At 46.5% G+C, this 22164-nt stretch carries 20 protein-coding genes and 3 tRNA genes; 3 read left to right on the top strand and 20 right to left on the bottom strand.

Translation table 11 applies throughout. The features are described from left to right. Positions 1–67: 67 nt before the first annotated feature. The 17 genes from CES81_RS07800 to trpS form a co-directional block, all read right to left on the bottom strand. Complete coding sequence (locus CES81_RS07800; protein ID WP_089089441.1) at positions 68–859, bottom strand: metal ABC transporter permease; 792 nt, start codon at positions 857–859, stop codon at positions 68–70. Further along, positions 852–1547, bottom strand: a complete 696-nt coding sequence (locus CES81_RS07795; RefSeq protein WP_089121319.1) for a metal ABC transporter ATP-binding protein — start codon at positions 1545–1547, stop codon at positions 852–854. The genes CES81_RS07800 and CES81_RS07795 overlap by 8 nt, the downstream gene beginning before the upstream one ends. A gap of 105 nt (positions 1548–1652) precedes the next feature. After that, a complete protein-coding gene (locus tag CES81_RS07790; RefSeq protein WP_089121318.1) occupies positions 1653–2576 on the bottom strand; it encodes an alpha/beta hydrolase in 924 nt (307 codons plus the stop codon). Positions 2577–2588: 12 nt separating this feature from the next. Continuing rightward, positions 2589–3440, bottom strand: coding sequence for a 4-(cytidine 5'-diphospho)-2-C-methyl-D-erythritol kinase (gene ispE / locus CES81_RS07785; protein ID WP_089121317.1), 852 nt, complete (start codon positions 3438–3440; stop codon positions 2589–2591). A 232-nt stretch (positions 3441–3672) separates the two neighbouring features. Further along, positions 3673–4752, bottom strand: a complete 1080-nt coding sequence (locus tag CES81_RS07780) for a hypothetical protein (protein WP_089121316.1) — start codon at positions 4750–4752, stop codon at positions 3673–3675. Between the two features lie 176 nt (positions 4753–4928). Further along, positions 4929–5186 (bottom strand): Veg family protein, encoded by a 258-nt coding sequence (locus CES81_RS07775; RefSeq protein ID WP_089089446.1) that lies wholly within the window; start codon positions 5184–5186, stop codon positions 4929–4931. A gap of 191 nt (positions 5187–5377) precedes the next feature. Next, complete coding sequence (gene rsmA / locus CES81_RS07770; RefSeq protein WP_089121315.1) at positions 5378–6262, bottom strand: 16S rRNA (adenine(1518)-N(6)/adenine(1519)-N(6))-dimethyltransferase RsmA; 885 nt, start codon at positions 6260–6262, stop codon at positions 5378–5380. Continuing rightward, complete coding sequence (gene rnmV / locus CES81_RS07765; protein WP_089121314.1) at positions 6259–6828, bottom strand: ribonuclease M5; 570 nt, start codon at positions 6826–6828, stop codon at positions 6259–6261. The genes rsmA and rnmV overlap by 4 nt, the downstream gene beginning before the upstream one ends. A gap of 1 nt (position 6829) precedes the next feature. After that, entirely contained in the window at positions 6830–7606 is a 777-nt protein-coding gene (locus tag CES81_RS07760) for a TatD family hydrolase (protein ID WP_089121313.1), read from the bottom strand. Positions 7607–7697: 91 nt separating this feature from the next. Beyond that, positions 7698–9749 carry a methionine--tRNA ligase gene (metG, locus tag CES81_RS07755; protein WP_089121312.1) on the bottom strand — a complete coding sequence of 684 codons (2052 nt, stop codon included), beginning with the start codon at positions 9747–9749 and terminating at the stop codon, positions 7698–7700. A gap of 163 nt (positions 9750–9912) precedes the next feature. Then, the gene (locus tag CES81_RS07750; RefSeq protein WP_089121311.1) at positions 9913–10758 is read right to left on the bottom strand and encodes a DUF72 domain-containing protein; all 846 of its coding nucleotides are present in this window, start codon (positions 10756–10758) and stop codon (positions 9913–9915) included. Positions 10759–10783: 25 nt separating this feature from the next. Then, positions 10784–11377 (bottom strand): TMEM175 family protein, encoded by a 594-nt coding sequence (locus CES81_RS07745; protein WP_089089452.1) that lies wholly within the window; start codon positions 11375–11377, stop codon positions 10784–10786. Positions 11378–11439: 62 nt separating this feature from the next. Then, positions 11440–12138, bottom strand: a complete 699-nt coding sequence (locus CES81_RS07740) for an NAD-dependent protein deacylase (RefSeq protein WP_089121310.1) — start codon at positions 12136–12138, stop codon at positions 11440–11442. 27 nt (positions 12139–12165) lie between these two features. After that, positions 12166–13125 carry an IpaB/EvcA family protein gene (locus CES81_RS07735; RefSeq protein WP_089121309.1) on the bottom strand — a complete coding sequence of 320 codons (960 nt, stop codon included), beginning with the start codon at positions 13123–13125 and terminating at the stop codon, positions 12166–12168. Next, on the bottom strand, positions 13112–14401 hold the full coding sequence (locus CES81_RS07730; protein ID WP_225356365.1) for a hydroxymethylglutaryl-CoA reductase, degradative: 1290 nt from the start codon (positions 14399–14401) through the stop codon (positions 13112–13114). The genes CES81_RS07735 and CES81_RS07730 overlap by 14 nt, the downstream gene beginning before the upstream one ends. A 17-nt stretch (positions 14402–14418) precedes the next feature. Next, complete coding sequence (locus CES81_RS07725; protein ID WP_089121307.1) at positions 14419–15345, bottom strand: Ppx/GppA family phosphatase; 927 nt, start codon at positions 15343–15345, stop codon at positions 14419–14421. A 38-nt stretch (positions 15346–15383) separates the two neighbouring features. After that, complete coding sequence (gene trpS / locus CES81_RS07720) at positions 15384–16400, bottom strand: tryptophan--tRNA ligase (protein ID WP_089121306.1); 1017 nt, start codon at positions 16398–16400, stop codon at positions 15384–15386. A 408-nt stretch (positions 16401–16808) separates the two neighbouring features. Here trpS and helD point away from each other — a divergent pair, with 408 nt between their 5' ends. After that, positions 16809–19097, top strand: coding sequence for an RNA polymerase recycling motor HelD (gene helD / locus CES81_RS07715; protein WP_180949760.1), 2289 nt, complete (start codon positions 16809–16811; stop codon positions 19095–19097). A 54-nt stretch (positions 19098–19151) separates the two neighbouring features. Here the strand turns inward: helD and CES81_RS07710 are convergent, their stop codons facing one another. Then, entirely contained in the window at positions 19152–20339 is a 1188-nt protein-coding gene (locus CES81_RS07710; RefSeq protein ID WP_089121304.1) for a cation:proton antiporter, read from the bottom strand. A gap of 84 nt (positions 20340–20423) precedes the next feature. Here CES81_RS07710 and CES81_RS07705 point away from each other — a divergent pair, with 84 nt between their 5' ends. After that, the gene (locus CES81_RS07705) at positions 20424–20978 is read left to right on the top strand and encodes an NUDIX hydrolase (RefSeq protein ID WP_089121303.1); all 555 of its coding nucleotides are present in this window, start codon (positions 20424–20426) and stop codon (positions 20976–20978) included. A gap of 60 nt (positions 20979–21038) precedes the next feature. Here CES81_RS07705 and CES81_RS07700 read toward each other — a convergent pair. Then, positions 21039–21123, bottom strand: a tRNA-Leu gene (locus tag CES81_RS07700). Between the two features lie 65 nt (positions 21124–21188). Further along, positions 21189–21262, bottom strand: a tRNA-Pro gene (locus CES81_RS07695). Positions 21263–21412: 150 nt separating this feature from the next. On the opposite strand from CES81_RS07695, the gene CES81_RS07690 reads away from it, so the two are divergent. Further along, positions 21413–21485, top strand: a tRNA-Thr gene (locus tag CES81_RS07690). The last annotated feature ends 679 nt before the right edge of the window (positions 21486–22164 follow it).

Genomic DNA, 22164 nt, shown 5'->3' with positions numbered 1-22164 from the left:
GAGGTATCATTTCGACACATAAAAAGCACAGCGTTAACCGCTGTGCTCCAATATACCTCATTATTGATTAGGCGCGAATGCGCTGATAAACCAGTGCACTGAAATAAAAGATAACTTCAATGACTGCAATAAAGAAACTGACGGGCCAATTAGTAACGTAGCTGAGGTAAAGGCCTAGCCACACACCAATCAATGAAAAGGCCACCGCCACATTGATCATTTTACCAACCGTGTGCGCGAAGTATTTAGCAGCTGCCGCTGGTAGTGTCAGCAAAATAAAGATCAGCAGCGACCCCACGATCTGAGCGGCCACACTCACTGAAAAAGCTAATAGTACCAAGAAAACAACGGACAGTGTTCGGGTCCATAAGCCCTTCACTTGAGCACCAACTGGATCAAACGAATCAAATTTCAAATAACGGTAGATCACCATCACAACGACCAGAACGGAAACGGACAAAATCACCATTTGCACCACGTTGGCACGGCTGATGCCGATCACGCTCCCAAACAAGATCCCCGTGGCATAGCTGGCATTACTATCTGCCAATGAAAGAAACAGAATCCCTAAACCGATTGCTAAGGCCGAAATCGCCGTAATGGAATTTTCACGTCGGGAGGATTTTGCTCCTAATTCACCAACACCAATTGAACTGATTGTCGTAAAAAGCAGCATACCGTTTAACGGCTGCCAGCCCATAAAGATCCCAAAGGCCGCACCGGCAAAACCGATTTCAGATAACGTATGAGTCAAAAAAGACATGTTTCGGGCAATCACAAAAACACCCATGATTCCGGAAATAATTGCAATTAACGTACCTGCCATGTAGGCGTTTTGCATAAAGGGATAACTAAGCATCGTTCATTTCGCCTACTTTCTCATTGGTCAGCTCTGAAATATTACCGGCTTCGTATTGACCCGGGGTCAAAAACAGGTAGTGGTCGGCATAGTGACGTGCCAGCGGAATATCGTGGGTCACAAAAATGACGGTCAACTGCTGCTCCTGGTTAATCTGTTTTACCAAATCAAGTAATTCCGTTTTAGCCACTGGATCAAGACTAGCCGTTGATTCATCTAAAATCAGCAGGCTGGGCTTGTCCAATAAAGACTGTGCCAAATAAGCCTTTTGTTTCTCGCCGCCCGATGCTTGGCCCAAAGGACGCCGACGAATGTCAAAGAGTTTCGTTTCAGCCAAGATCTTATTGACTCGCTGTCTTTCCTTGCTGGTCAACCACGGCACACCGATCTTAGCAAAGTTCAGCCCCACAAAATCCTGAATACTAAGCGGATATTCCGCATCAATATTCCGAAACTGGGGAACGTAACCGACTGGCACAGCCTGACGATTAGGGATGAACCGTAACGTACCGCTAGTTGGTTTGAGCTCCTGTAAGATCAACCGCATTAAAGTCGTTTTACCAACCCCGTTTTCACCGACAATGCTCAGGAATTCGCCACGTTTTAAATCGTAGTTTAAATCCTTCAGCACTAGTTTATCGGGAAACGCAAAGGATAAATGTTTTAGTTGTAATAGTGATTCAGTCATAAGCGCTCCTCAACAAAAAAAGCACGTGACGTGCTTTTTAATTTACTGTAAATGGTAATGATTACTATTTTATTGTAAAGGTTTCTCTCTAGAAGTCAATCTCTTTTACAGATATTGCTCTAAAAAATCTGACAGCACTTGTTCATAATGCTTGGGATCGTGTGCATACGCTTGAATGTGTTTGGTATTTGGCACAATGTATGATGTCTTAGGCCCCTGAATCGCATCGTACAAAACTTTAGCGTGCTTAACCGGCACCACTTGATCGTCTTCACCATGAATAATCAGTACGGGTACCATTGCTCGTTTAAGCTGCTCATCCACGCGCTCCTGGCTTAATCGAGAACCAGTCCGAAAGTGCGCTAGCCAATCAGCAATCGGTACAATCGGGTTAGCCGGTAAATGATAGTCACGACGCAACGTGGTTTTAGCCATCTGGTAAATTGAAGCAAACCCGGAATCGGCCACCACGGCCTTAACGTTTCGGGGCAAACGCTCACCGGCAGTCGCCAGGACCGTTGACGCCCCCATGCTAAATCCCATGAGGACGATCTTGACGTCGTCGCCTACCTCATCAATAACCTTATTGATCCAGCCAAGGTAGTCTTTGCGATCCGGCCAGCCAAACCCGATTCGGTGACCATCACTTTCACCCTGTGCCCGGGCGTCGGGCATCAAAACATGAAACCCATGATCATGGAATAAACGGGCAATCGGAATGACCTGTTCTCGAGCATGGTTAATCCCGTGTGCCAAAATAACGACTCGCGAACTCTTAGTTGCAGCCGGAATGTAACTGGCACGCAGCGTTAGGCCATCTGGTGTCGTCTGCCGCCACTCTTGAATGGGCTGTTTAAGGTACCAAACATTATCGGCTGCGGTATTCTCCGATACTGCCTTTTGGTGACCCTTTTCTTTTTCAGCATCGCTAACGTGAGTCATACTATGGTAAACAGCAACACTGGCAGCCACCGTTGCTGTCAAACTAGCTGCTAAAGTTGCAGCCGAAATCTTAAGCCATTTGGACAAATCAATCACTCCTTATAGTGAGCGGACAAGGTAAGCTTCAGGACAAAAACCGCGAATACTGTTAAATACCCGTTGAGCTCGCGATTCCTTGTTAAAAACTGAAAATACGGTGGGCCCAGTGCCGCTCATCACTGCAGTCTCTGCGCCATACCCCTTCATCCGTTCCTTAATCTGTTGAATTTCTGGATACCGGTGGACGGAAATTGGTTCTAACGCGTTACCCATACTGGTCACCAACTGCTGATGATTACCAGCATTAATGGCAGCCAGTATGTCGCCAATATTGGGGTGCGCCAAAATATCGTAATTAAGCTGACGCAAGATACTTGGCGTAGAGACACTCACATTGGGCTTCGCTAAAACGATCCAAACTGGTTTTAAAGCTGGCTTCAGGACTTCCACCTGTTCACCAAGCCCCGTTACGTGAGCCGTTTTACTGTAAACGCAGTACGGCACATCCGAATCAACTTTCAGGCCTAATTTCGCCAGTTCATCAATTGGCAAATTGGTCTCCCACAGTTGATTAAGTGCGCGCAAAGCTGCTGCAGCATCGGAGGAACCACCACCCAGTCCAGCAGCTACTGGAATATTCTTTTGAATCTTAATATGGGCACCATGTTTTACTTTAAACGTGCGCTGCAGCAATGAAGCTGCTTGAAACGCAAGATTTCGCTGATCATTGGGTAAGAATCCCGAGTTAGAAGTTACAACGATCGACTTGGAATCAGTCGATCGGACTTCAACGTAGTCTGCAAGGTCAATGGACGTCATGACCATATCCCACTCGGGCTGCCCGTCAGCGTGGCGAAACGGTGTATCTAGGCCAAGGTTAACTTTAGCCGCTGCCTTTTCCACTACTATCAAATTTTGATCACCTACACTTCAGTATGAATCGTTCACTTATAGTTCCTGCTCCCTTAAGTTTTGTTATTAGGGACATTATACTCGAAATCAACAGTGTGCGAAAGAGGGGCGCTAAGAGACTGCTTGAATGGTGAACCCTCTCACGCACGCAAAATAAAAAAATGCCAAGGGATCAAAAATCATCTCTTGGCGTTTCTTTAGTCTGCCAAATTATTTTCTGGCAGCATTATTTTTAATAAGCAGTTGTGCTCCATAAGATTTCGGGGTTCCGGTTGCTTAATAACATCCCGTGACCACTGTTATCAAAATTCAGTGATTCAAATTCACGGTGCGAATTGAACTTCGAGTACTTAAAGTCACTGGCCTTCAGCGATCCCTTACCATTTAGCTTCTTAGCTGGGAAGCTGGTAATTGAATCATCAGCAACGAGGTAAAGCCGGCCATTATGACCATTGTAGCCCATTGCTTGTTCATGAGTACCAGGACGGTGATCAAACAGTTGCTTGGTCAAGCGGAAATGAACGGATTTAGAACCGATCGTCCCTTTGTAAACCTTGACTTTTGAACCTGAAACCGTCCAGTAATAGGCATTACCGCTGTGATCAAAGGTCAAGTCATGGCCGCCAGGTACGTTAGCTCCGTGGTTAGTCATATGGAAAGTAATGGCCTTGTTAGGTGTTAACGAAGAGGTACTGATACGTTGAAGGGTCGACGTACGAGTAGCACTCAGCGTGGTATCGCGCCACATGTACAGTGACTTGTGCTTTTTATCATAGGCTAATGACTGGCCGTGACCAGTGGTGAAGATACCACCGACTTTCACGGCTGAACTGCCAGCTTTACCGTCCATTAGGGACTGTTGCTTTGCAAACGACATCCCCTTAAGCTTATTAAGGTCATAACGGGCAACAAACCCCTTATTAGTCATGCCCTTAGTGTAGTGCGGTTGATACACAACGTAGAGATAGTGGCCGCCATCATAAGCTGCTGATTGCGGGTTGGTCATATCATATTTAGCATTACCCTTAGCGGCATGGGTATGCGGTAACTGGCACTCCGTTTTTAACGTCCACTTTTGGTTACCACCGACACTGGAAATGGTGTTACTGCCGTCGGGGTTCTTCGCAAAGGCGTATGAACCCGCTTTTACAAAGCCCGTTGCCTTATTATTAACTGACCGCAAACTACTCGAAGAATACTGCGTAATCGCGTTACTCTTCTGGGTATACGATGCCGCACTAGCGGTTCCTGCAAACCCAAATAGTGCCACTGTCCCAACAATGGCGCTTGTCATTAAACTTAAATGCTTCATTTGAAAATTCCCCCCAAAATGATTTCAGTACTGATCTGCTTGGCAACTATCCAATTATTTGAATAAGGCACCATTATTCGACCAAATTGTTCAAAGCTCGTACACAACAACATACTATCACAAAACAAAATATTAGGAAAAAATAACCAATAAAAAAAGGCCCTAAAGCCCTATTTTTACTGATTATCATCCTCGTCGCTATTACCAAAGTCTATCTGAATATTCTGCGTCAGAATATCAGTATAACTGTATGAAACGCGCTCGAATGAATTTTCATCTTGGTCCAGATCCACGACGAATACAGCCGGATACGTTTCCTTAAGAATTCCGTGTCGTTCCGTCGTTTTTTTACGCCCTGCCTGGGCGACTACCATAAGTTCCTGCCCAATATGTGTTGAAAGCCGGTCCTTAATAGTTGCTAAACTTGTTGGCATGACCTCACCCCTTGTGTGAAACATTTTATCATGGTTTCACAAAAAAGTCAAATTATACCACAACCCCCTATTTACAACAAGTATTTTGTGATAAAAACGAACAAAAACCTTTCATAATAGGCGTTAACCGACACACATCTCTCTTAAAAAAAGATAGAACGAATCATTTTGTCAGGTCAAGCAAACATTTTTTAAAGCAACCCTTCTACATGCAGCGCGTTCACCAGTTCAATAAATTGCTCAATCGTCAGCTTTTCTGCCCGAATCTGCGGTGAAATTTTTACCTTGGTCAAAACGTTGGTAATGCGATCCTTCACATCGGGATCCTTCCCAAAAATCGCACAGAGATTATTCCAGAAACTCTTTCGCCGATGCATGAAACTGCCCTTAACAAACTTTGAAAAGGCCCTTTCATCAAAGGGAGCCGGATTAAAGGGTTCCCGCTTTTTCATGGTGACAATGGCGGAATCAACGTTGGGCTGAGGAATAAACGCCGTCCGCGGTACGGTAAAGGCAACTTGGGCATCCGTTTGGTACTGAACTGCAATCGACAGCGACCCATAAGCCTTAGTTCCCGGCACAGCAACTAAACGATCCGCAACTTCCTTTTGCATCATCACAGTAATTGAATCAAAGTGAATCCCACTCTGTAGCACGTTCATCAAAATCGGGGTCGTAATGTAATAGGGTAAATTAGCAACCAATTTTAACGGCCGGTTGGGCTCAAAATTTTCTTTGATTACTTTGGGCAAGTTAGCCTTCAAAATATCTTGGTTAAGTACCGTAATATTATCGTACTGCGACAACGTTTCCCCTAAAATTGGGACTAACTGCTCATCAATTTCAAACGCCAGTACATGGTGGCTATTCTGCGCCAAGAACTCTGTCAAGCCACCAATACCGGGACCTATTTCAATCACGTTATCCGTTTCTGAAAGTTCAGCTGCCTGAACAATGTGTTCCAGAATATTAATGTCGGTCAAAAAGTTTTGGCCGAGACTTTTTTTAACGTTTAAACCATATCGGTTAATAATCGCCTGTGTTCGTGCTGGACTTGCAATTAATGGTGTGCTCATCGGCGTTCACTCTCCTCTTGGTCAATTTGTTGAACCGCATTCCAAAAAGTATCTTGCTTAATTTGAAACATCTGCAGTCTTTTCTTGAGCTGCTTCCCGTTAACATAGCCAATACGTAATAATTCGCCTAATGCTTCACGACGAGCTTTGGCTTCAGGAGTGCCCACTAACCGCGCCTTGATTAAATCCGCCTGATTAATCTGCTCAACGGTCAAATCGCCTTCAGTATACACGTTAGCCAATGCTTCACGAATAGCTTCAGGACTAGCATGTTCCACGCCAAGCGAGCCGCCTGCTTTAGTTGGAACACCCTCGGCCTTTGGCAAAAAAGCATGCTTCGCATTGGGCACCACTTCTGAAACGATTTTACGAATTTTCTCTCCCGAAAAATCAGGATCAGTAAAAATAATGATACCGCGTTTTTTGGCAACTTCTTCAATTAAAGCCAGCGTCTCTTCCGGCACGGCGGAACCGCGGGTTTCAATCGTATCTGCATTAACGGCTTTGGCAATTTGCTTCGTATCGTCTTTACCTTCAACCACGATCACTTCTTTAATGGTTTTCAATCTAGGACTCCTTAATCTTGAAAAAGCGGTGTGCATTCCGCCAAGTAGCCGCGGCAATTTCTGCCGCTGTCGTTTGGCGTTCTTTAGCTATAGCTTCTACGGTATAACGCGTAAAGCCTGGTTCATTTTGTTCGCCGCGATGGGGCTCTGGCGTCAGATACGGTGCATCCGTTTCAACCATCATCCGGTCAAGCGGGGTTGCCCGCACGGAATCATGGACTTCGTGAGCGTTCTTAAAGCTGGCAACACCCGAATAGGAAATCATCATCCCCAGATCCAAAAACTTCTTCAGCCATTCGGGGTCGCCGTTAAAGCTGTGCATCACACCGCCAGTGTCTTGAATCCCAACTGATTTAATGATGTTGTAGGTATCCTCAAAGGCATCCCGGTTATGCACGACGATGGGTAAGCCGTGATCCTTAGCAATTTCAATTTGGCGCTTAAAAACCCGTCGCTGAACATCTTGAGGTGAACTATCCCAGTGATAGTCCAACCCAATTTCACCAAGGGCCACTACCCGATCTTCATCCAGCTGCTGCTCAAGTACCCTTTCTTTGTCGGCATCGTAGAACTTGGAATCCTCTGGGTGCCAGCCCACTGCAGCGTGCAGTTGCGGATACTCATGGGCCAAACGGACCGCTTGTTTATTCAGTTCGGTATTGGAACCGACGATCGTCATTTTAACGACGCCTAAATCAGCGGCCCGTGCCAAATAACGCGGTACGTCATTAATAAACTCTTCGCTATTCAAATGGGTGTGTGAATCAAAAATTTTCATTATGCTATTCTCCTGCATTGAAACAAAAATCCGAATCATCATTGACTGAAAATTCGGATTTTGCCTTCCGCTAATTGCGAAAGTTCAGTTACTATTCGACTGTTGACCCATTCGCAATGCTTTCTGGCACCGTAACGAGCTGTACCTTACCCGCGGAATCTTCAGAGGACAAAAGCATCCCCTGGCTCACTTGGCCGCGCATCTTACGGGGCTTCAAGTTAGCCACGATAATGACTTTTTTACCCAGTAAATCTTTCGGCTCTGGGTAGTATTCTGCGATTCCAGACAAGATCTGACGGTCATCTGCATCGCCAGCATCCAAGCGGAACTGCAACAATTTATCGGCGCCTTCAACTTTTTTGACGTCAATGATCTCGGCAACCTTTAATTCGATTTTTTCAAACGCGTCGAAACGAATTTCTTTCTTATCCAGTTTCAGCTTGGTGTTTTCTGGGTTCCAAACACCTGCGTTAGCAGCTTCTTTAGCTGCTGCCATCGCTGCGCGGCCCTTTTTCTTATCAGACTTGGTCATCTGAGCCGCAATAAAGGCCACTTCTTCCTCAGCATCGCGCCGTGGGAAGATTGGTGTTCCCTTTTCAACCACCTTGCTGTTCTTAGGCAAGCTGTCCATGGTCAATTCTTTCAAATTAACGTTGTCATCAAACGCCAAGCCCAACTGTGAAAGAATCTGCTTAGGGGCATGGGTCATCACTGGACTCAGGAAGTAAGCAATGACTCGCAGACTGGCTGACAAGTGAGCCATCACGGCAGCTAACTTGTGCTGACTGTCATCATCGTCATTTTTAGCCAAAATCCACGGTTCAGTTTCATCAATATATTTATTTGTCCGTGCAATCAACTTCCAAATTTCCGCCAAGGCGTCTGACAAGTGTAACTCATCCATTAACTTGTGATAGTTCGCCATGGTCGTTTCAGCAGTTGCTTCCAGCGAAGCATCAAACTCGGTGACACCGGCTTCAAAAGCTGGAATGACACCACCTTCGTACTTATTGATCATAGCAACGGTCCGGTTCAACAGGTTCCCCAAATCATTTGCGAGATCATAGTTCAAACGGTCAACGAAGTCTTCTGGCGTAAACGTTCCGTCGTTACCGTAAGGCATTGCCCGAATAAGGTAGTAACGAACCGAATCCAGCCCATAACGGTCAACTAACGTTTCGGGATAAATGACGTTGCCCTTTGACTTGGACATTTTACCGTCCTTCATCAATAACCAGTTATGGCCAAAGACCGTTTCAGGCAACGGTAATCCCAGTGCGTGAAGCATAATTGGCCAGTAAATGGTGTGGAAGCGCACAATTTCCTTGCCCACCATTTGGACGTTGGCCGGCCAGAATTTCTTAAATAAGCTGTCATCCTCGCCATCATACCCGAGTGCCGTAATATAGTTGGTCAAAGCGTCCAGCCAGACATAAACCACGTGCTTCGGGTTGGACTTGACCGGGACTCCCCAGTTAAAGGTCGTCCGGGATACGGCTAAGTCTTCCAAACCAGGCTTAATGAAATTATTGATCATTTCGTTCATCCGGCTAGCTGGCTGAATGAAATCGGGATGTGACTTATAGTAATCTAACAGCCAATCAGCGTATTTGCCCATCTTAAAGAAGTAGCATTCTTCCTTAACCAGCTGAACATCGTGTCCGCTAGGTGCTTTACCGCCGATCACCTTGCCGTTGTCATCACGATAGACTTCGGCTAGCTGAGTTTCTGTGAAGTACTCTTCATCGTCAACGGAATACCAGCCTTCGTACTCGCCCAAGTAAATGTCGCCTTGGTCCTGCAATTGCTGGAACATTTTTTGAACGGCTTTTTCATGGTAATCATCCGTCGTCCGAATAAACTTATCGTTAGAAATTTCCAACTTTTTCCATAATTTCTTGATGCCGGCCGCCATTTCGTCAACGTAACTTTTAGGGTCAGTGCCAAGCTGTTCCGCTTTTTCTTCAATCTTTAAACCGTGTTCGTCAGTCCCTGTCAGGAAGAAGACGTCGTAGCCGGTTTCTCGCTTATAACGTGCTAACGCGTCACACGCAATCGTGGTGTACGAATTACCGATGTGCAGTTTCCCCGATGGGTAGTAAATTGGTGTGGTTATGTAATACGTAGGTTTGGTTTCTGTCATGTTAAAGAACAGGCCCCTTTCAATCAATTTTATTTTTTATTTCAAGTCATTTTTGCTTTTAGAAAGTCTCCAACATTATAGCATATCTGACCCGCCTGAGAAATAATTCTCCGGCTCAAACAGCCAGTTTTTAGGTCAAATAGCCCTGATATCAACTCGCTTTTTAAAACAAACTCATTTGCTGCGGCCCTAATCCCTGCCAGGAAAGGTGCAGAAAGTCCCGTAATGCCAACGCGTTAGGCGCTGCATCACGACCGGAATTATTGTTGAAAATGACGCAGACTTCGCGGGCCTGCTCAGATAAATCAGTGACCGTTTTAGCAAAGTCAGCCAGTTCAGCGTCACTGTATTTATACAGCGTTCGCACGCCGCGCCAGTCTTTGCCCTGGTTAAACCAGCCCTGTTCATTGCGGCCGTGAAGTCGCATTAACGCTAAAGAATCAGCTGCAACTTTGGGAACAAACGGCACGCCATCGTTTAGGCGGTGCGGTTCGTCCACGATCACGTGGGTCATGTTGAGCCCCTTTAAATAATGCATTAAATCAGCCGTTAATGTCGGATCGTACCAGCTAGGATTGCGAAATTCCACCGCAATGGGCAAATCAGCCATCTGATCACGAATTTCAAACAGCCACTGCAAGTTCTCAGTGGTCCGTTGGAAGAACGGCGGAAACTGAAATAACACCGTCTTTAACTGGTGAGCTTTAACCAACGGCCGAACCATCTGGCGGTACTCGGTAAATGCCCGCTGCCGTTCATCATCACTAGCCGTTTCCTGACCATAGTCGTGCTTTGTCATGAGTTTATTAGCTTTCAGGATAAACTGAAACTTCGGCGGCACCTGTTTTTGCCAGTTAGCAACGGTACTTGCCCTGGGAATCCCGTAAAACGGGGTATCTAATTCCACTACCGGCAGCACCGCAGCGTATTCTGGTAAGGTCACATCGCGCTGAACATTTTGAACGAGCGCTGGGTGCTCCTTCCACGTCGTCAACCCAATTGCAATCATCGAAAGCACCTCACTCATCTTTAATTTATCGTTGCTGATTCTTTTTCTTTAGGTAGCGGTCGACCCGGTTATCCGGCACGATCCATGGGATCAAGGACCCAAAACAGAGGATTGATGCCAACGGGGGCCAAACGAACGCTAGCGCAATCGCTAATAAAACCATGGCCATGGAATACCAGGACTTGCGTTGACCCTTGCCAAAGAATTTGGTAAACACCGAATCAGCTGCATGAGCCGCCAGCAGCGTTTTAACCAACACGTAAAAACTAATATTAACTGCTAAAAAGACGATCCCCATGGTGGCTTCCGGTGCTGCGTACCCCGTATGGCTGCCCGCCCAATCAGTGGCGATCGGCAGCACACTGATCGTCAGCAAAAAGAAGTTATTGGCCCATAGGACTGACCCGCTGATAACTTGGGTAATTTGAAGTAAGTGGTGGTGATTGTTCCAGTAAACCGTCACCGTCAAAAAGCTCAATAAGTAGAGGATCAGTTTATACCGCAACGGCCATAAAGCACTAAAGGTAGTCCCATCCGGTTCCGGAATTTCCAGTACCAAAATGGTGACGATGATGGCCATGACACCATCGGTAAATGCCTCCAAACGCGACTTACTCATTATCGTGTCCCCCCTATTTTTATGTATGACCGGCGAACCGGTCGCAATATGACGCTTTACATTTACACTTTAAGCTGATCGTAAAACTTGGCTGCATCTTCCTGCACCATTTCAAAGTTAAACGAGAATGACAGCGGTTCGTTATTGATGACGATTACCGGTGCCATCGGGTTACGGTAGTCCAGTAACCCAGCAAAGGGATAAACCCGCATAGAAGTCCCCGTGATCACGATCAAATCAGCATTCTCCATTGCGTTGACCGCATTAGAAATGTTGGCTTCGTTTAGCCCTTCTTCATACAGGACCACGTCCGGTCGCAACTGTCCGCCGCAGCCCTCATGAACCGGGCTTTTGAGGTAGTCGTGCCAGTCAACTTGCTGGTGACATTTCTGGCAGTATACCCGGTACAGGTTGCCGTGAAATTCTACGAGGTGCTTAGCGCCTGCTTCACGATAAAGGTTGTCGATGTTTTGGGTCACGATAGTTGCCCGGTCCTGCTGTGTCAAAACTGCCTGCTTTTCGTGAATCACGTTAGGCTTAGCATCCGGTTTATACAGATTAGTTTTAACGTAGTCATAAAAAACGTCTGGCTCCTGAGTCAAACAGCTATGGCTGAGATAGTACTCAGCGTTTTTATGGTGCGTATATAACCCGTTGTTAGACCGGTAATCCGGTATTCCAGACGGTGTTGAAACTCCTGCACCCGTCAGGAACACGATTCGCTTTGATTGTTCAAACGCACGTTGAATCGTTTCATCCATGATTATGACCTCCGATCATCGTCAATTTTATCGTAAAATATACGGCATTTGCAGTTTCTTAAACAGTTCTTCGACTGATAGTGAGTAAATGGCCTTGTAGTAGTCTGGATTGTCGTTATTCTTGGTTGGCGCAGAAATCACGAAGGAGTTCTGGCCATCCGCCCGGTTGATGCCGACGTAAGCCCGCCGCTTGGTCTTAATATCCACCATATCAGAGTGATACAGTTCAAAAGTCTGGCGAACTTCTAACCGCAGTTGGCGCTTAGAAAGCACGTTGGAAATCGTTGCAAATTCCGTCATGTTGATTGGCGGCAGCCCCCAATCTTTCAGCTGCTCGTCAAAGGCTTTAAAGAGTTTCACAATGTTACGACGCAGCGTAAACGGTGAATCAACCGGCTTTTCAGTGATTAGTGCGTACAGTTTTTTAGCTGCCGCAAAAGAAATCGGGTAATCCTTAGCTAACTGAGCGTTAACCGCCTTGTTTCCGTCACCATAGAAGACCAGTGCATCCGTCAGCGTCAGCAGCCGTAAGGTCATCTTATCGTCAACTGGAGTTGGTTCAGGTGTAATCGTCGCCTGAATCCCCTTCAGATACATCTGTTCGATCTCGCTGTCGATCAGCCCGTGTTTACGCTGTTCGCTGACCACAACGATATGGCAGACCGTATCATAAAGTTCCGTTCCCAGCATCATCAATTGCTGATCAAGCTGTTCTTCGCCGGTTGAAATGGCAAAGAAAATCTGCGGGAAACCACGCAGCGTCATCAGCAAATGAAGGAGTTCGTGAGAAGCCGTGTAGTCTGGTGCTGACAAGTCACTGATCTGAATCATAATATTATCTTTATCTTGAACTGCTTGTGCTTGATCATGACGAACGTAACCGTTTTGAAGTTTGCCGATAAATTGTAATTCAACTTTACCGGGAAAAATTGTGTTTACGGCATCTAATAAAGATTGTGTCGCCGCATTGATCTCAACGTTTTGCATGATGGTCCTCCTTGTTGTTTCTAATTTGTTTCAGTAATTGCCTCGCATGGGCTTCGCTTGGGTCGCTGAGCGGCATTAATTGCCCAGTGAGTGCCGGTACTTCCAACGAGGTTGCACCCACAGACATTGCCAGCGAGCGAATTTGCATCTTCATATGGCCCTGCTGAATGCCGCTGGTGACCAGTGCTTTAATGGCAGCAAAATTCTGTGCCAGCCCCACCGCGGCGATCAGTTTCATCAGGTCCTGGGGTGAATGAACCTGGGCAATTTTTTGGTTGATGCCAACCAGCGGCAGCACCTTAGTAGCGCCACCAACCGTACCAACCGGCAGGGGCAGTGTCAGCGTTCCCGTTAGCTGATCGTCTTCAAGACGCCACTGACTTAATCCGCGATACTGACCGTCTTGGACGGCAAACGCGTGGGCGGCACTTTCAATGGCCCGCCAATCATTTCCCATCGCCATGACGACAGCATCGACACCGTTCATGATGCCCTTATTGTGAGTCACCGCCCGCATGGGATCCAGCTGAGCAACGCGGCTCGCCTGAGCAATGCGTTTAGCAACCTGCTTTGCGTCTTCAGGATCACCAGCTAACTGTACGACTGGCACCGATACCATTGCCGTTGTGAGACTACGATCCCCAGTGTTTGAGAGGATACTAAACAGCGTGGCCCGGTGCAGTTTGTTTTGCACCACCGCCGCGATGGCTTCTAACATCGTATTCATCATGTTGGCACCCATCGCCGCCTGCACGTCCGCTGTCAGATCTATAGAGACAAAGCCTTCACCAAGGTCACGGGTCCGAATCGATACCGGCCCGCCACCCCGTTTTACGATGGAAGGATGAGCCTGTCGCGCAACGTCCAGGAGTTCATTTTGGTGTAAAGCCACCCAGTCATCGATGGAGGCATAAACCTTCACTTCGCTGAGAAGCACTTGCCCAGTCAGCAAACGAGAACGCACGGTAGCCGTAATGCCGCCAGCTTTTGCCAGCTGTTTGGCACCATTGCTGGCCGCCGCAATGACACTGGGTTCTTCCGTCACCATCGGCACCACGTAATCATGGTCATTCACGCGAAAATTTACCGCCACGCCTTCAGGCAACTGGTACGTCGTGAGGTAATTTTCGACTAGTAGCGGGGCATCTCCCTGTGCTGCCCGTCGTTTAAGTTCTTGTCGCTCCGTTTCAGATAGTCCTAGCGTTTCGGCTAAAATCGCTAAGCGCTGCTCCGGTGTCCGCTTATAAAACTGTGAAAACGCCGCTTTCATGTTCATCTATCCCTTACCTAAGATTAATTATAATCGTGATTAAGATACGCGTGAATAATACCTTCACGCACACCGCTTTCCGAAAAGATCACCCGGTCTGAATCCAGCATCTGCAGCAGCAAGACCAACGGCATAATACCGCCGATAATAATGTCCGCCCGGTCTGGCTCAAGCCCGGAAATCTGCTGCCGCTGAGCACAATTCTTGCGTAACAGCAAACTAAACAGCCGGAAAACCTCTGTAGCAGTTAGCTGATAACCGTGGATCTGCTCCACGTGAAGAATCTGCTGCTGCCTCCTGCTCATCCGTGCTAGTGAGCGGTTCGCACCGCCCAAGAGGATCAAGGGCTTAGTCTGCGCTTCATGCAGCCACCAGATATCTCGTAGCCGTTTTCGCAGAAAAATCGTTGCGTTGAAAAAATCTGCCGCGTTGACCTGATCACCCAAATTAAATTGCTCTGATAAATTTACCGCACCAAACGGAATACTGATCAGGTTGCTATTCTTGCCAGCACTGATATCAGCTAGTTCCAAGCTGGCACCGCCTACGTCCAACATTAAAGCATCGTCAACCCGTAGCCGGTTTTTAACCCCCAAATAATCGTAATAAGCTTCATCATCACCAGATAAAACATCCAGTTTAAGCCCCACTTCTCGTTTAACCCGTTCGAGAAAATCAGCTTGATTGCTGGCTTGGCGAACAGCCGCCGTAGTGATTGCTTTAACCGTCAAATTTGGCAAAGAATCATAGGCAGTTTTGAACTTACGCAAAGCAGCCAATGTCCGCTTAATTGCCGGTTCCTGGAGTTCTTTTTCATCGCCCATTCCTTCGGATATGCGAGAATCTTCCTTATAGCGGGCGACTTCCCGAAAGGTTTTGTCCGGCCGGATTTCATTAATCGTCATCCGAACTGAATTTGAACCCAAATCAACGATCACTAAATTCTCCATCACCCGACACCCCTTCTTGTTATCGAATCAGCTTACTTTTAACCGAAGTAGTTTAAGCCCATTTTCTCCACCACTTCTTTTAACGTTTGGTTAGCAACGACGTTAGCCTTTTCACTGCCGTCTTTCAAAATCTGATAAACGCCGGGAATATCCTGAGCGTATTGTTCACGCCGCTGGCGGATTGGATCCAAAACAGCCTGCAAAACGTCGTTTAAATACCGTTTAATTTTAACATCTCCAAGACCGCCGTGTTGATATTGCGCCTTCAAATCAGCTACTTTTTGCTTATCATCATCAAAAATATCCAAGTAAGTAAACACGGTGTTACCTTCAACGTGGCCCGGATCTTCAACGTGCACGTGAGTGGGATCGGTGTACATTGACATGACCTTCTTTTGAACCGTATCCGCATCGTCAGACAGATAGATAGCGTTGTTCAGTGACTTACTCATCTTAGCGTTACCGTCCAAACCAGGAATTCGACCCTCGCCTTCCGGTGGGAAATAGCCCTCAGGTTCAACTAGCACATCACCATAAATACTGTTAAAACTCCGAACGATCTCACGGGTTTGTTCCAGCATTGGCTCTTGGTCTTCGCCTACTGGCACCGTGGTTGCTTTAAAAGCGGTAATGTCAGCTGCCTGGCTCACCGGATAGATAAAGAAGCCGGCTGGCACACTTTGACCAAAGTTTTTCTGCTTGATTTCCGTTTTTACCGTTGGGTTACGTTCCAAACGTGAAACGGTGACTAAGTTCAAATAGTGCATGGTCAGTTCACTCAGTGCAGGGATCTGCGACTGCACTAAAATAGTCGATTTCTGAGGATCAATCCCCACGGCCAAATAGTCCAAAGCAACTTGGATCAGACTGTTACGGATTTTTTCTGGGTCACGGGCGTTATCGGTCAGCGCCTGTTGATCAGCAATCATAATAAAGGACTCGTACTCACCTGAATTTTGTAACTTGACCCGGTTTTGTAAAGAACCGACGTAGTGGCCAATATGAAGCTTACCTGTTGGTCTGTCACCCGTTAAAATAATTTTCTTAGCACTCATTTTATTAATCTCCTTTTTAATAGATATTTTCGCCTTTCAGGACGGTGGCCAGTTTAATCAAAAAGACGCCCCATTGCGCATGCAATAGGACGTCAACCGCGGTACCACCTAAAATTGTGACCAAAAGTCACCACTCTCGCCGATAAGGAGGCACCCTAAAATTCACTGATCAGCTCCAAATTAATCATCATGACCGCTTTCAGCAACTCGTGGCCTCTCTGTCTTAATGATCTAAACGCACTGACGAATTCTATCTATATAATGACTTCTATTCTAAGCATTTTAAGGGGTGTTGTCAAAATCAAATCGACCTGGTTCTTTGTAATTGACACAACCTCTTAATCACACTAGAATGGTTCAAGCACATTAAACGAAAGAGGCGGTTTTTTGGAATCACATGAACAGAAAATGGAACAACAGCGCGTCGATTCGGTGATCAATCAAATTACCGCAAAAATCAAATCCGTTTCGCTGGAGTACAGTAAAGCGCACGCGGAAATGAAGTCGGTTCAGCAAAACTACAGTGCTAACACTTCCGTGAACTACGTGGAAGTTGATGACCGGATCGATACTTCAGCCGAGCTGCAGCAACAGCGTGCCCTGGCATCGCGGCTGATTGAAAATGAGCAGATCATTGCCGGTCAGCTAAACGTCTACAAGGATTTGGAAAAGTCCCCCTACTTTGGCCGGATTGACATTCAAGATCCTGGTGAAACCGAACAGGAAAAGCTCTATATCGGAACTGCTTCATTTACCGATGACGACGCTAACTTTTTGGTCTACGACTGGCGGGCACCAATTTCGGCGATTTACTATAACGGGACTTTGGGTGATGTTACTTACGACACCCCCGCCGGCAAACAGCTAACTAAGCTGACCAAAAAGCGTCAGTTCTTAATTCAAAACGGTCAGATTGAAAGCATGTTTGATACCAACGAAACGGTTGGCGATGAAATGCTTCAGCACGTCTTAGGCCAGCAGAACGATGAAACCATGCAAAATATCGTTGCTACGATTCAGCGTGAGCAAAACGATATCATCCGTGATACCCACTCCGACCTACTAGTGGTCCAAGGTGTTGCTGGCTCGGGTAAAACCTCTGCGATCCTGCAGCGAATCGCGTTTCTGCTTTACCACAGTCGCCAGGAACTGCAAGCTGACCAAATTGTCCTTTTCTCACCGAATAAGCTTTTCAGCCACTATATTTCTGACGTGCTGCCAAGCTTAGGCGAACGTAATATGCGTCAGGTGACGCTAGCTGACTTTCTCAGCCAACGGCTTCAGGGACTGGACGTGGAATCGCTGTTTGACCGCTACGAAAAAGATGTGGCACTCACCGCAGAACAACGGGCATTGGTCAATTACAAGTCCTCTTCACGTTACATGCACCAAATTGCAGACTATTGTCAAAATTTGGCACCAACACACTTTAAATTCAACCATATTTATTTTGATGGCCGTATTTTCTTTGATAAAGCTGAGATTGAAAAAATTTATCAGGGATTGCCGCACTTGCAGCCAGCTGAGCGTTTCTTAAGGACTAAGAACATCCTTATCAAACAGTTAAAACGACGGATCAATCAAGAAGCTAAGTCTGATTGGGTGGCTGAAGAAATCGATCAGCTATCAAACGAAGAATATCACAACTTGCTGGGTTCAAAACGGCTGCACGACTTTCAGGAAGTGGATGCGGAAACTAACTACATTGCCCGAAAAATTGTCACCCGCCGTTTGCGCAAAGTTTACGATGCTATTTACAATAATTACTTTTTAGACATCTACAGCCAGTACGCGGACTTCATGGACACTGTCACTTCACCAGATAACGTTTCTAAAGCTGCCATGGCCGCCAGCAAGAAGAACTTTTTGCACGATATTGAATTCCATAAGTGTGAACTAGTAGACGCTGCCCCGCTGCTCTACATCCGCGATATTCTCACTGGTGGCGGTCAGAATCACGCCATGCACCATTTATTCGTCGACGAAATGCAGGATTACTCCATTGCTCAGCTGCAATATTTGCACCACGCCTTCCCCAAGGCCCACATGACCTTTTTAGGCGATGCCGAACAAGCACTGTTCAAAGCCGTTCAGACGCCCGAAGAATTACTGACCAGCCTGCGCAATGCGTTCAACGTCCACCGGCCACGATTATTGAAACTCAACCGGTCTTACCGCTCCACGTTGCCGATTACCACTTTTGCGAAGGCCCTTCTGCCTGACGGCGACCAAATTGAAGCTTTCAACCGACCCGGCCAATTACCGCGATTAGTGATCCGTTATGATGCTGACAGCTGTTATGAAGCGCTGGAAGAAGAAGTCAGCCGTTTACGAGTTGATAATGGCACCGTCGCCATTTTAACCAAAAACCTGGAACAGGCCCACGAAGTCTATCAGAAACTGCATCATGAAACCGACGATGTGACGTTAATGACTGACGCTGATTTATCCTTGCCGAAAGGAACCTTAGTGATGCCGATTTACTTGGCAAAAGGATTGGAATTTGATGCGGTGGTTGCCTGGAACGTTTCAGCCGCTAATTTTCCGGATCAACGCTTTACGGGTACCTTGTACACCATTGCTACCCGAGCGATGCATCAGCTAGTTTTAATGAGTCTCGGCCCCGTGTCGCCATTAATTGCTTCTGATAAAATGCCGAAATCGGTTTTGCAGATTGAACATGAATTAACGAATTAAACGGGAAATCAAAAAACACCGTCAAGATGAATTGATCTTGACGGTGTTTTTAGCTTAACGTTGATCACTCACTGGTGCTAATTCCTTTTTACTCGGCTTCAGTGCCCGTTTTAGCATAAACGGTGCAATCATCGTTGCTAAGATGATCACCAGTACCATTTTAGAATAAGTGGCATTAGACAACAGGCCAGATTGCAACCCGATTTGCACCGTGATCATCCCCATTTCGCCCCGGGAAATCATGCCAGAGCCAATGACGTAACTACTGTGCAAACTAAAACCCGTCAGCCGAGCACCTAGACCGCAACCCAGCAGCTTGGTCAGACAAGCCAGAATCGTCATGATGACGATGAGGCCTAACGATTGCCCCAGATAACGAAATGACATACTCAAGCCGATCCCCACGAAAAATAGCGGGATAAAGGCAGCGTAACCAATCGGTTCCATGTGTGCCTCCATCAGTTCACGGTACGGGGAGTGCGCAACGGCGATTCCCGCAAAGAAAGCCCCCACAGCACCACTCAAGCCAACTGCATCAGCAACCCAAGCCATTCCTAGGCAAATCACCATGGACATGATGGTCACACTTGAATTCATCAGCAGCTTTTCACTAATACTCATTAAATATGGTGCGACCCAGCGAACAACTAAATAAGTACCACCAAAAAAAGCGACTTGTTCCAGTAAGATCAAGGCGATGTCCGTATGCTGCCCAGTGGTCTTCAATCCCTGAGTCCCCATGAGACTGATCATGACGGATAACAAGATCACACCCACAATATCATCAGCAACGGCTGCGCCAAGAATAGTTGCACCCTCGGAAGTATCCAGTGCATGGTATTCACGTAGTACTGCCACTGATATCGAAACTGACGTGGCACTAAAGATGACCCCTATGTATGCTGCCTCAAAAGCTGAAAAATGAAAGGCCATCGCCGCACCGCCCATAAAGATCACTGGCATGATGACGCCGCAAAGAGCAACCACAATAGCTGGTTTGAAGAACCGCCGCAGCAACGTCAGGTTACTTTCTAGACCGCCAATGAACATCAGCATAATCACGCCAATATCGGAAAAGACGTTCAGCAGCTGGTTGGGCTGAACCCAGTTAAACATTGCCGGTCCTACTACTATGCCCACTAAAATTTGACCAATTACGGACGGAATTCCCATTCGGTTTGAGAAGTGTCCGGCAAAGGTCGTCAAAACTAGCAGGAGGCATAATGTTCCGATAAAATTCACACTAACCACCTCTTGTAGTAAAATAGTGCTGCATTATCCAGCACTAAATAAAATATAACACTAACCAGAAGGGAAATCTTGCGCATGTTTAAAAATTGGCATCAAGCAGGTCATATTAAGAAAAAAACGAAACAATATCAAGGACCGGTGTTTTCTGTTGAACAGTGTCAAGTCGACACACCAGATGGCCTTTCAGTTGAAAGAGACTTAATCCATACTGCACCGACCGTCACCATCTTAGCGCTTACCAAAGACCAACAGGTTGTCATGACCAGTGAGTATCGTGTGGGAATCAATGCCGACTCCCTCTCGTTGCCTGCTGGCATCATTAACCCCGGTGAATCACCTGAGGAAGCTGCCAAGCGTGAATTCCAGGAAGAAACGGGTTACCTTGCTCAATCGGCCGAGGTGATGACGACCGTAACTTCTTCAGAAGGCTTTATGGATCAAACGGCTGCCCTAACGCTGTTACGCTTTGATCCGTCGAAGCAGACGGCCACTCATTTTGATGCGGATGAATTCGTATCAGCTCACTTGGTTGACCTTAAAAAAGTTATGGCGTGGATTAAAGCTGGAAAAGTTAACACTGCTCAAGCATTAGCGGCAATTGGTTACTATCAGCTTTACTTGGCCCAATAACGCAAACCACAAAAAAAGCAACCTGACTCACCGTCTGGTTGCTTTTTACTTACTCATTGATACCGGAGGTGGGGTTCGAACCCACACGTCCTCAACGGACACTGGATTTTGAGTCCAGCGCGTCTGCCAGTTCCGCCACTCCGGCATATGCTCAATAATAACTGTAGCATATCGTAACTATACTTGCGATACAAGATATATGATTTGCTATCGGGAAGACAGGATTCGAACCTGCGACCCCCTGGTCCCAAACCAGGTGCTCTACCAAGCTGAGCTACTTCCCGATGTTGTTTTATAAATTACCAACTTTATTAGTATACTACTCCGGTTTGATTATTGCTAGTCCATTTTAGCTTCTGCCGAAATTTTTATAAAGTGGCATCATTTTCACGGTGAATTTCATTAATAAAGCCGGCTGTAGTATAATAGGAGTTGCCGCTGTAGCTCAGAAGGTAGAGCACTTCCATGGTAAGGAAGAGGTCATCGGTTCAAATCCGATAAGCGGCTTATCCAAGTTCAATATTCGTTTAAAATCACTACTCATTTTTTGGGTCTAAAATTTCTGGTATTGGTCATAATCAATGCCAGTTTTTTGGGTTTTAGAAGCTTATGAACTACTCGTCACTAAAGTAACGAGCCTCTAGAAACTCCGCTGACTTACACAACCTTCATTGAATCCTGCACAGAGGTTACGGCTATTGACTAAGGGTCAGGGCCCCTTCCAGCCTAGTTGGTCGTTTGGCTACGCTGTCGCTTTTAGAATATTGGCGGTAGGTCCATTGCCGAACATCAACCTTGGTATGGTCATCTCTGATCTCCAAGCTTCTTTATGAGCGCGTTTGGTCATGTTTCTAGGAAAATAAGGGGGGGATACGAGGACCTCACCCGTTACGATTAATTCACCAAAGTTAACCTATCTCTTCTCTCAGATCATTGTCCCAGTTGTGGGGTACCCAACCTTAATTAAGAATGGTACTCATCATGATGCCCAATTGGCACCTGTTAAACAAGATAATGTGATTGCGTGCGAGGCACCTCCTATGCAATTTACTAATGACCTCGATTTTTTAAGCACATTAAAAAAGCAGTTACCGATTTCTCGATAACTGCTTTGCTTGCGTGGCAACGTCCTACCCTCGCAGGGGGCGATCCCCCAACTACTCTTGGCGTGCTGAAGCTTAACTAC

This window comes from Secundilactobacillus pentosiphilus, from assembly GCF_002217985.1.
In the GTDB taxonomy this organism is placed as follows: domain Bacteria; phylum Bacillota; class Bacilli; order Lactobacillales; family Lactobacillaceae; genus Secundilactobacillus; species Secundilactobacillus pentosiphilus.
Note: the sequence above shows the minus strand (reverse complement) of the source record. Positions and strands in the feature narration are given on the sequence as shown.

Coding starts and splice junctions, on each gene's coding strand:
- CES81_RS07795 (WP_089121319.1), bottom strand. CDS start 1,547: ATGACTGAATCACTATTACAACTAAAACATTTATCCTTTGCGTTTCCC.
- CES81_RS07800 (WP_089089441.1), bottom strand. CDS start 859: ATGCTTAGTTATCCCTTTATGCAAAACGCCTACATGGCAGGTACGTTA.
- helD (WP_180949760.1), top strand. CDS start 16,809: ATGGAACAACAGCGCGTCGATTCGGTGATCAATCAAATTACCGCAAAA.
- trpS (WP_089121306.1), bottom strand. CDS start 16,400: ATGAGTGCTAAGAAAATTATTTTAACGGGTGACAGACCAACAGGTAAG.
- CES81_RS07775 (WP_089089446.1), bottom strand. CDS start 5,186: ATGCCAACAAGTTTAGCAACTATTAAGGACCGGCTTTCAACACATATT.
- metG (WP_089121312.1), bottom strand. CDS start 9,749: ATGACAGAAACCAAACCTACGTATTACATAACCACACCAATTTACTAC.
- CES81_RS07745 (WP_089089452.1), bottom strand. CDS start 11,377: ATGAGTAAGTCGCGTTTGGAGGCATTTACCGATGGTGTCATGGCCATC.
- CES81_RS07730 (WP_225356365.1), bottom strand. CDS start 14,401: ATGAACATGAAAGCGGCGTTTTCACAGTTTTATAAGCGGACACCGGAG.
- CES81_RS07760 (WP_089121313.1), bottom strand. CDS start 7,606: ATGAAAATTTTTGATTCACACACCCATTTGAATAGCGAAGAGTTTATT.
- CES81_RS07735 (WP_089121309.1), bottom strand. CDS start 13,125: ATGCAAAACGTTGAGATCAATGCGGCGACACAATCTTTATTAGATGCC.
- CES81_RS07705 (WP_089121303.1), top strand. CDS start 20,424: ATGTTTAAAAATTGGCATCAAGCAGGTCATATTAAGAAAAAAACGAAA.
- CES81_RS07725 (WP_089121307.1), bottom strand. CDS start 15,345: ATGGAGAATTTAGTGATCGTTGATTTGGGTTCAAATTCAGTTCGGATG.
- rsmA (WP_089121315.1), bottom strand. CDS start 6,262: ATGAGCACACCATTAATTGCAAGTCCAGCACGAACACAGGCGATTATT.
- CES81_RS07780 (WP_089121316.1), bottom strand. CDS start 4,752: ATGAAGCATTTAAGTTTAATGACAAGCGCCATTGTTGGGACAGTGGCA.
- CES81_RS07740 (WP_089121310.1), bottom strand. CDS start 12,138: ATGGATGAAACGATTCAACGTGCGTTTGAACAATCAAAGCGAATCGTG.
- CES81_RS07750 (WP_089121311.1), bottom strand. CDS start 10,758: ATGATTGCAATTGGGTTGACGACGTGGAAGGAGCACCCAGCGCTCGTT.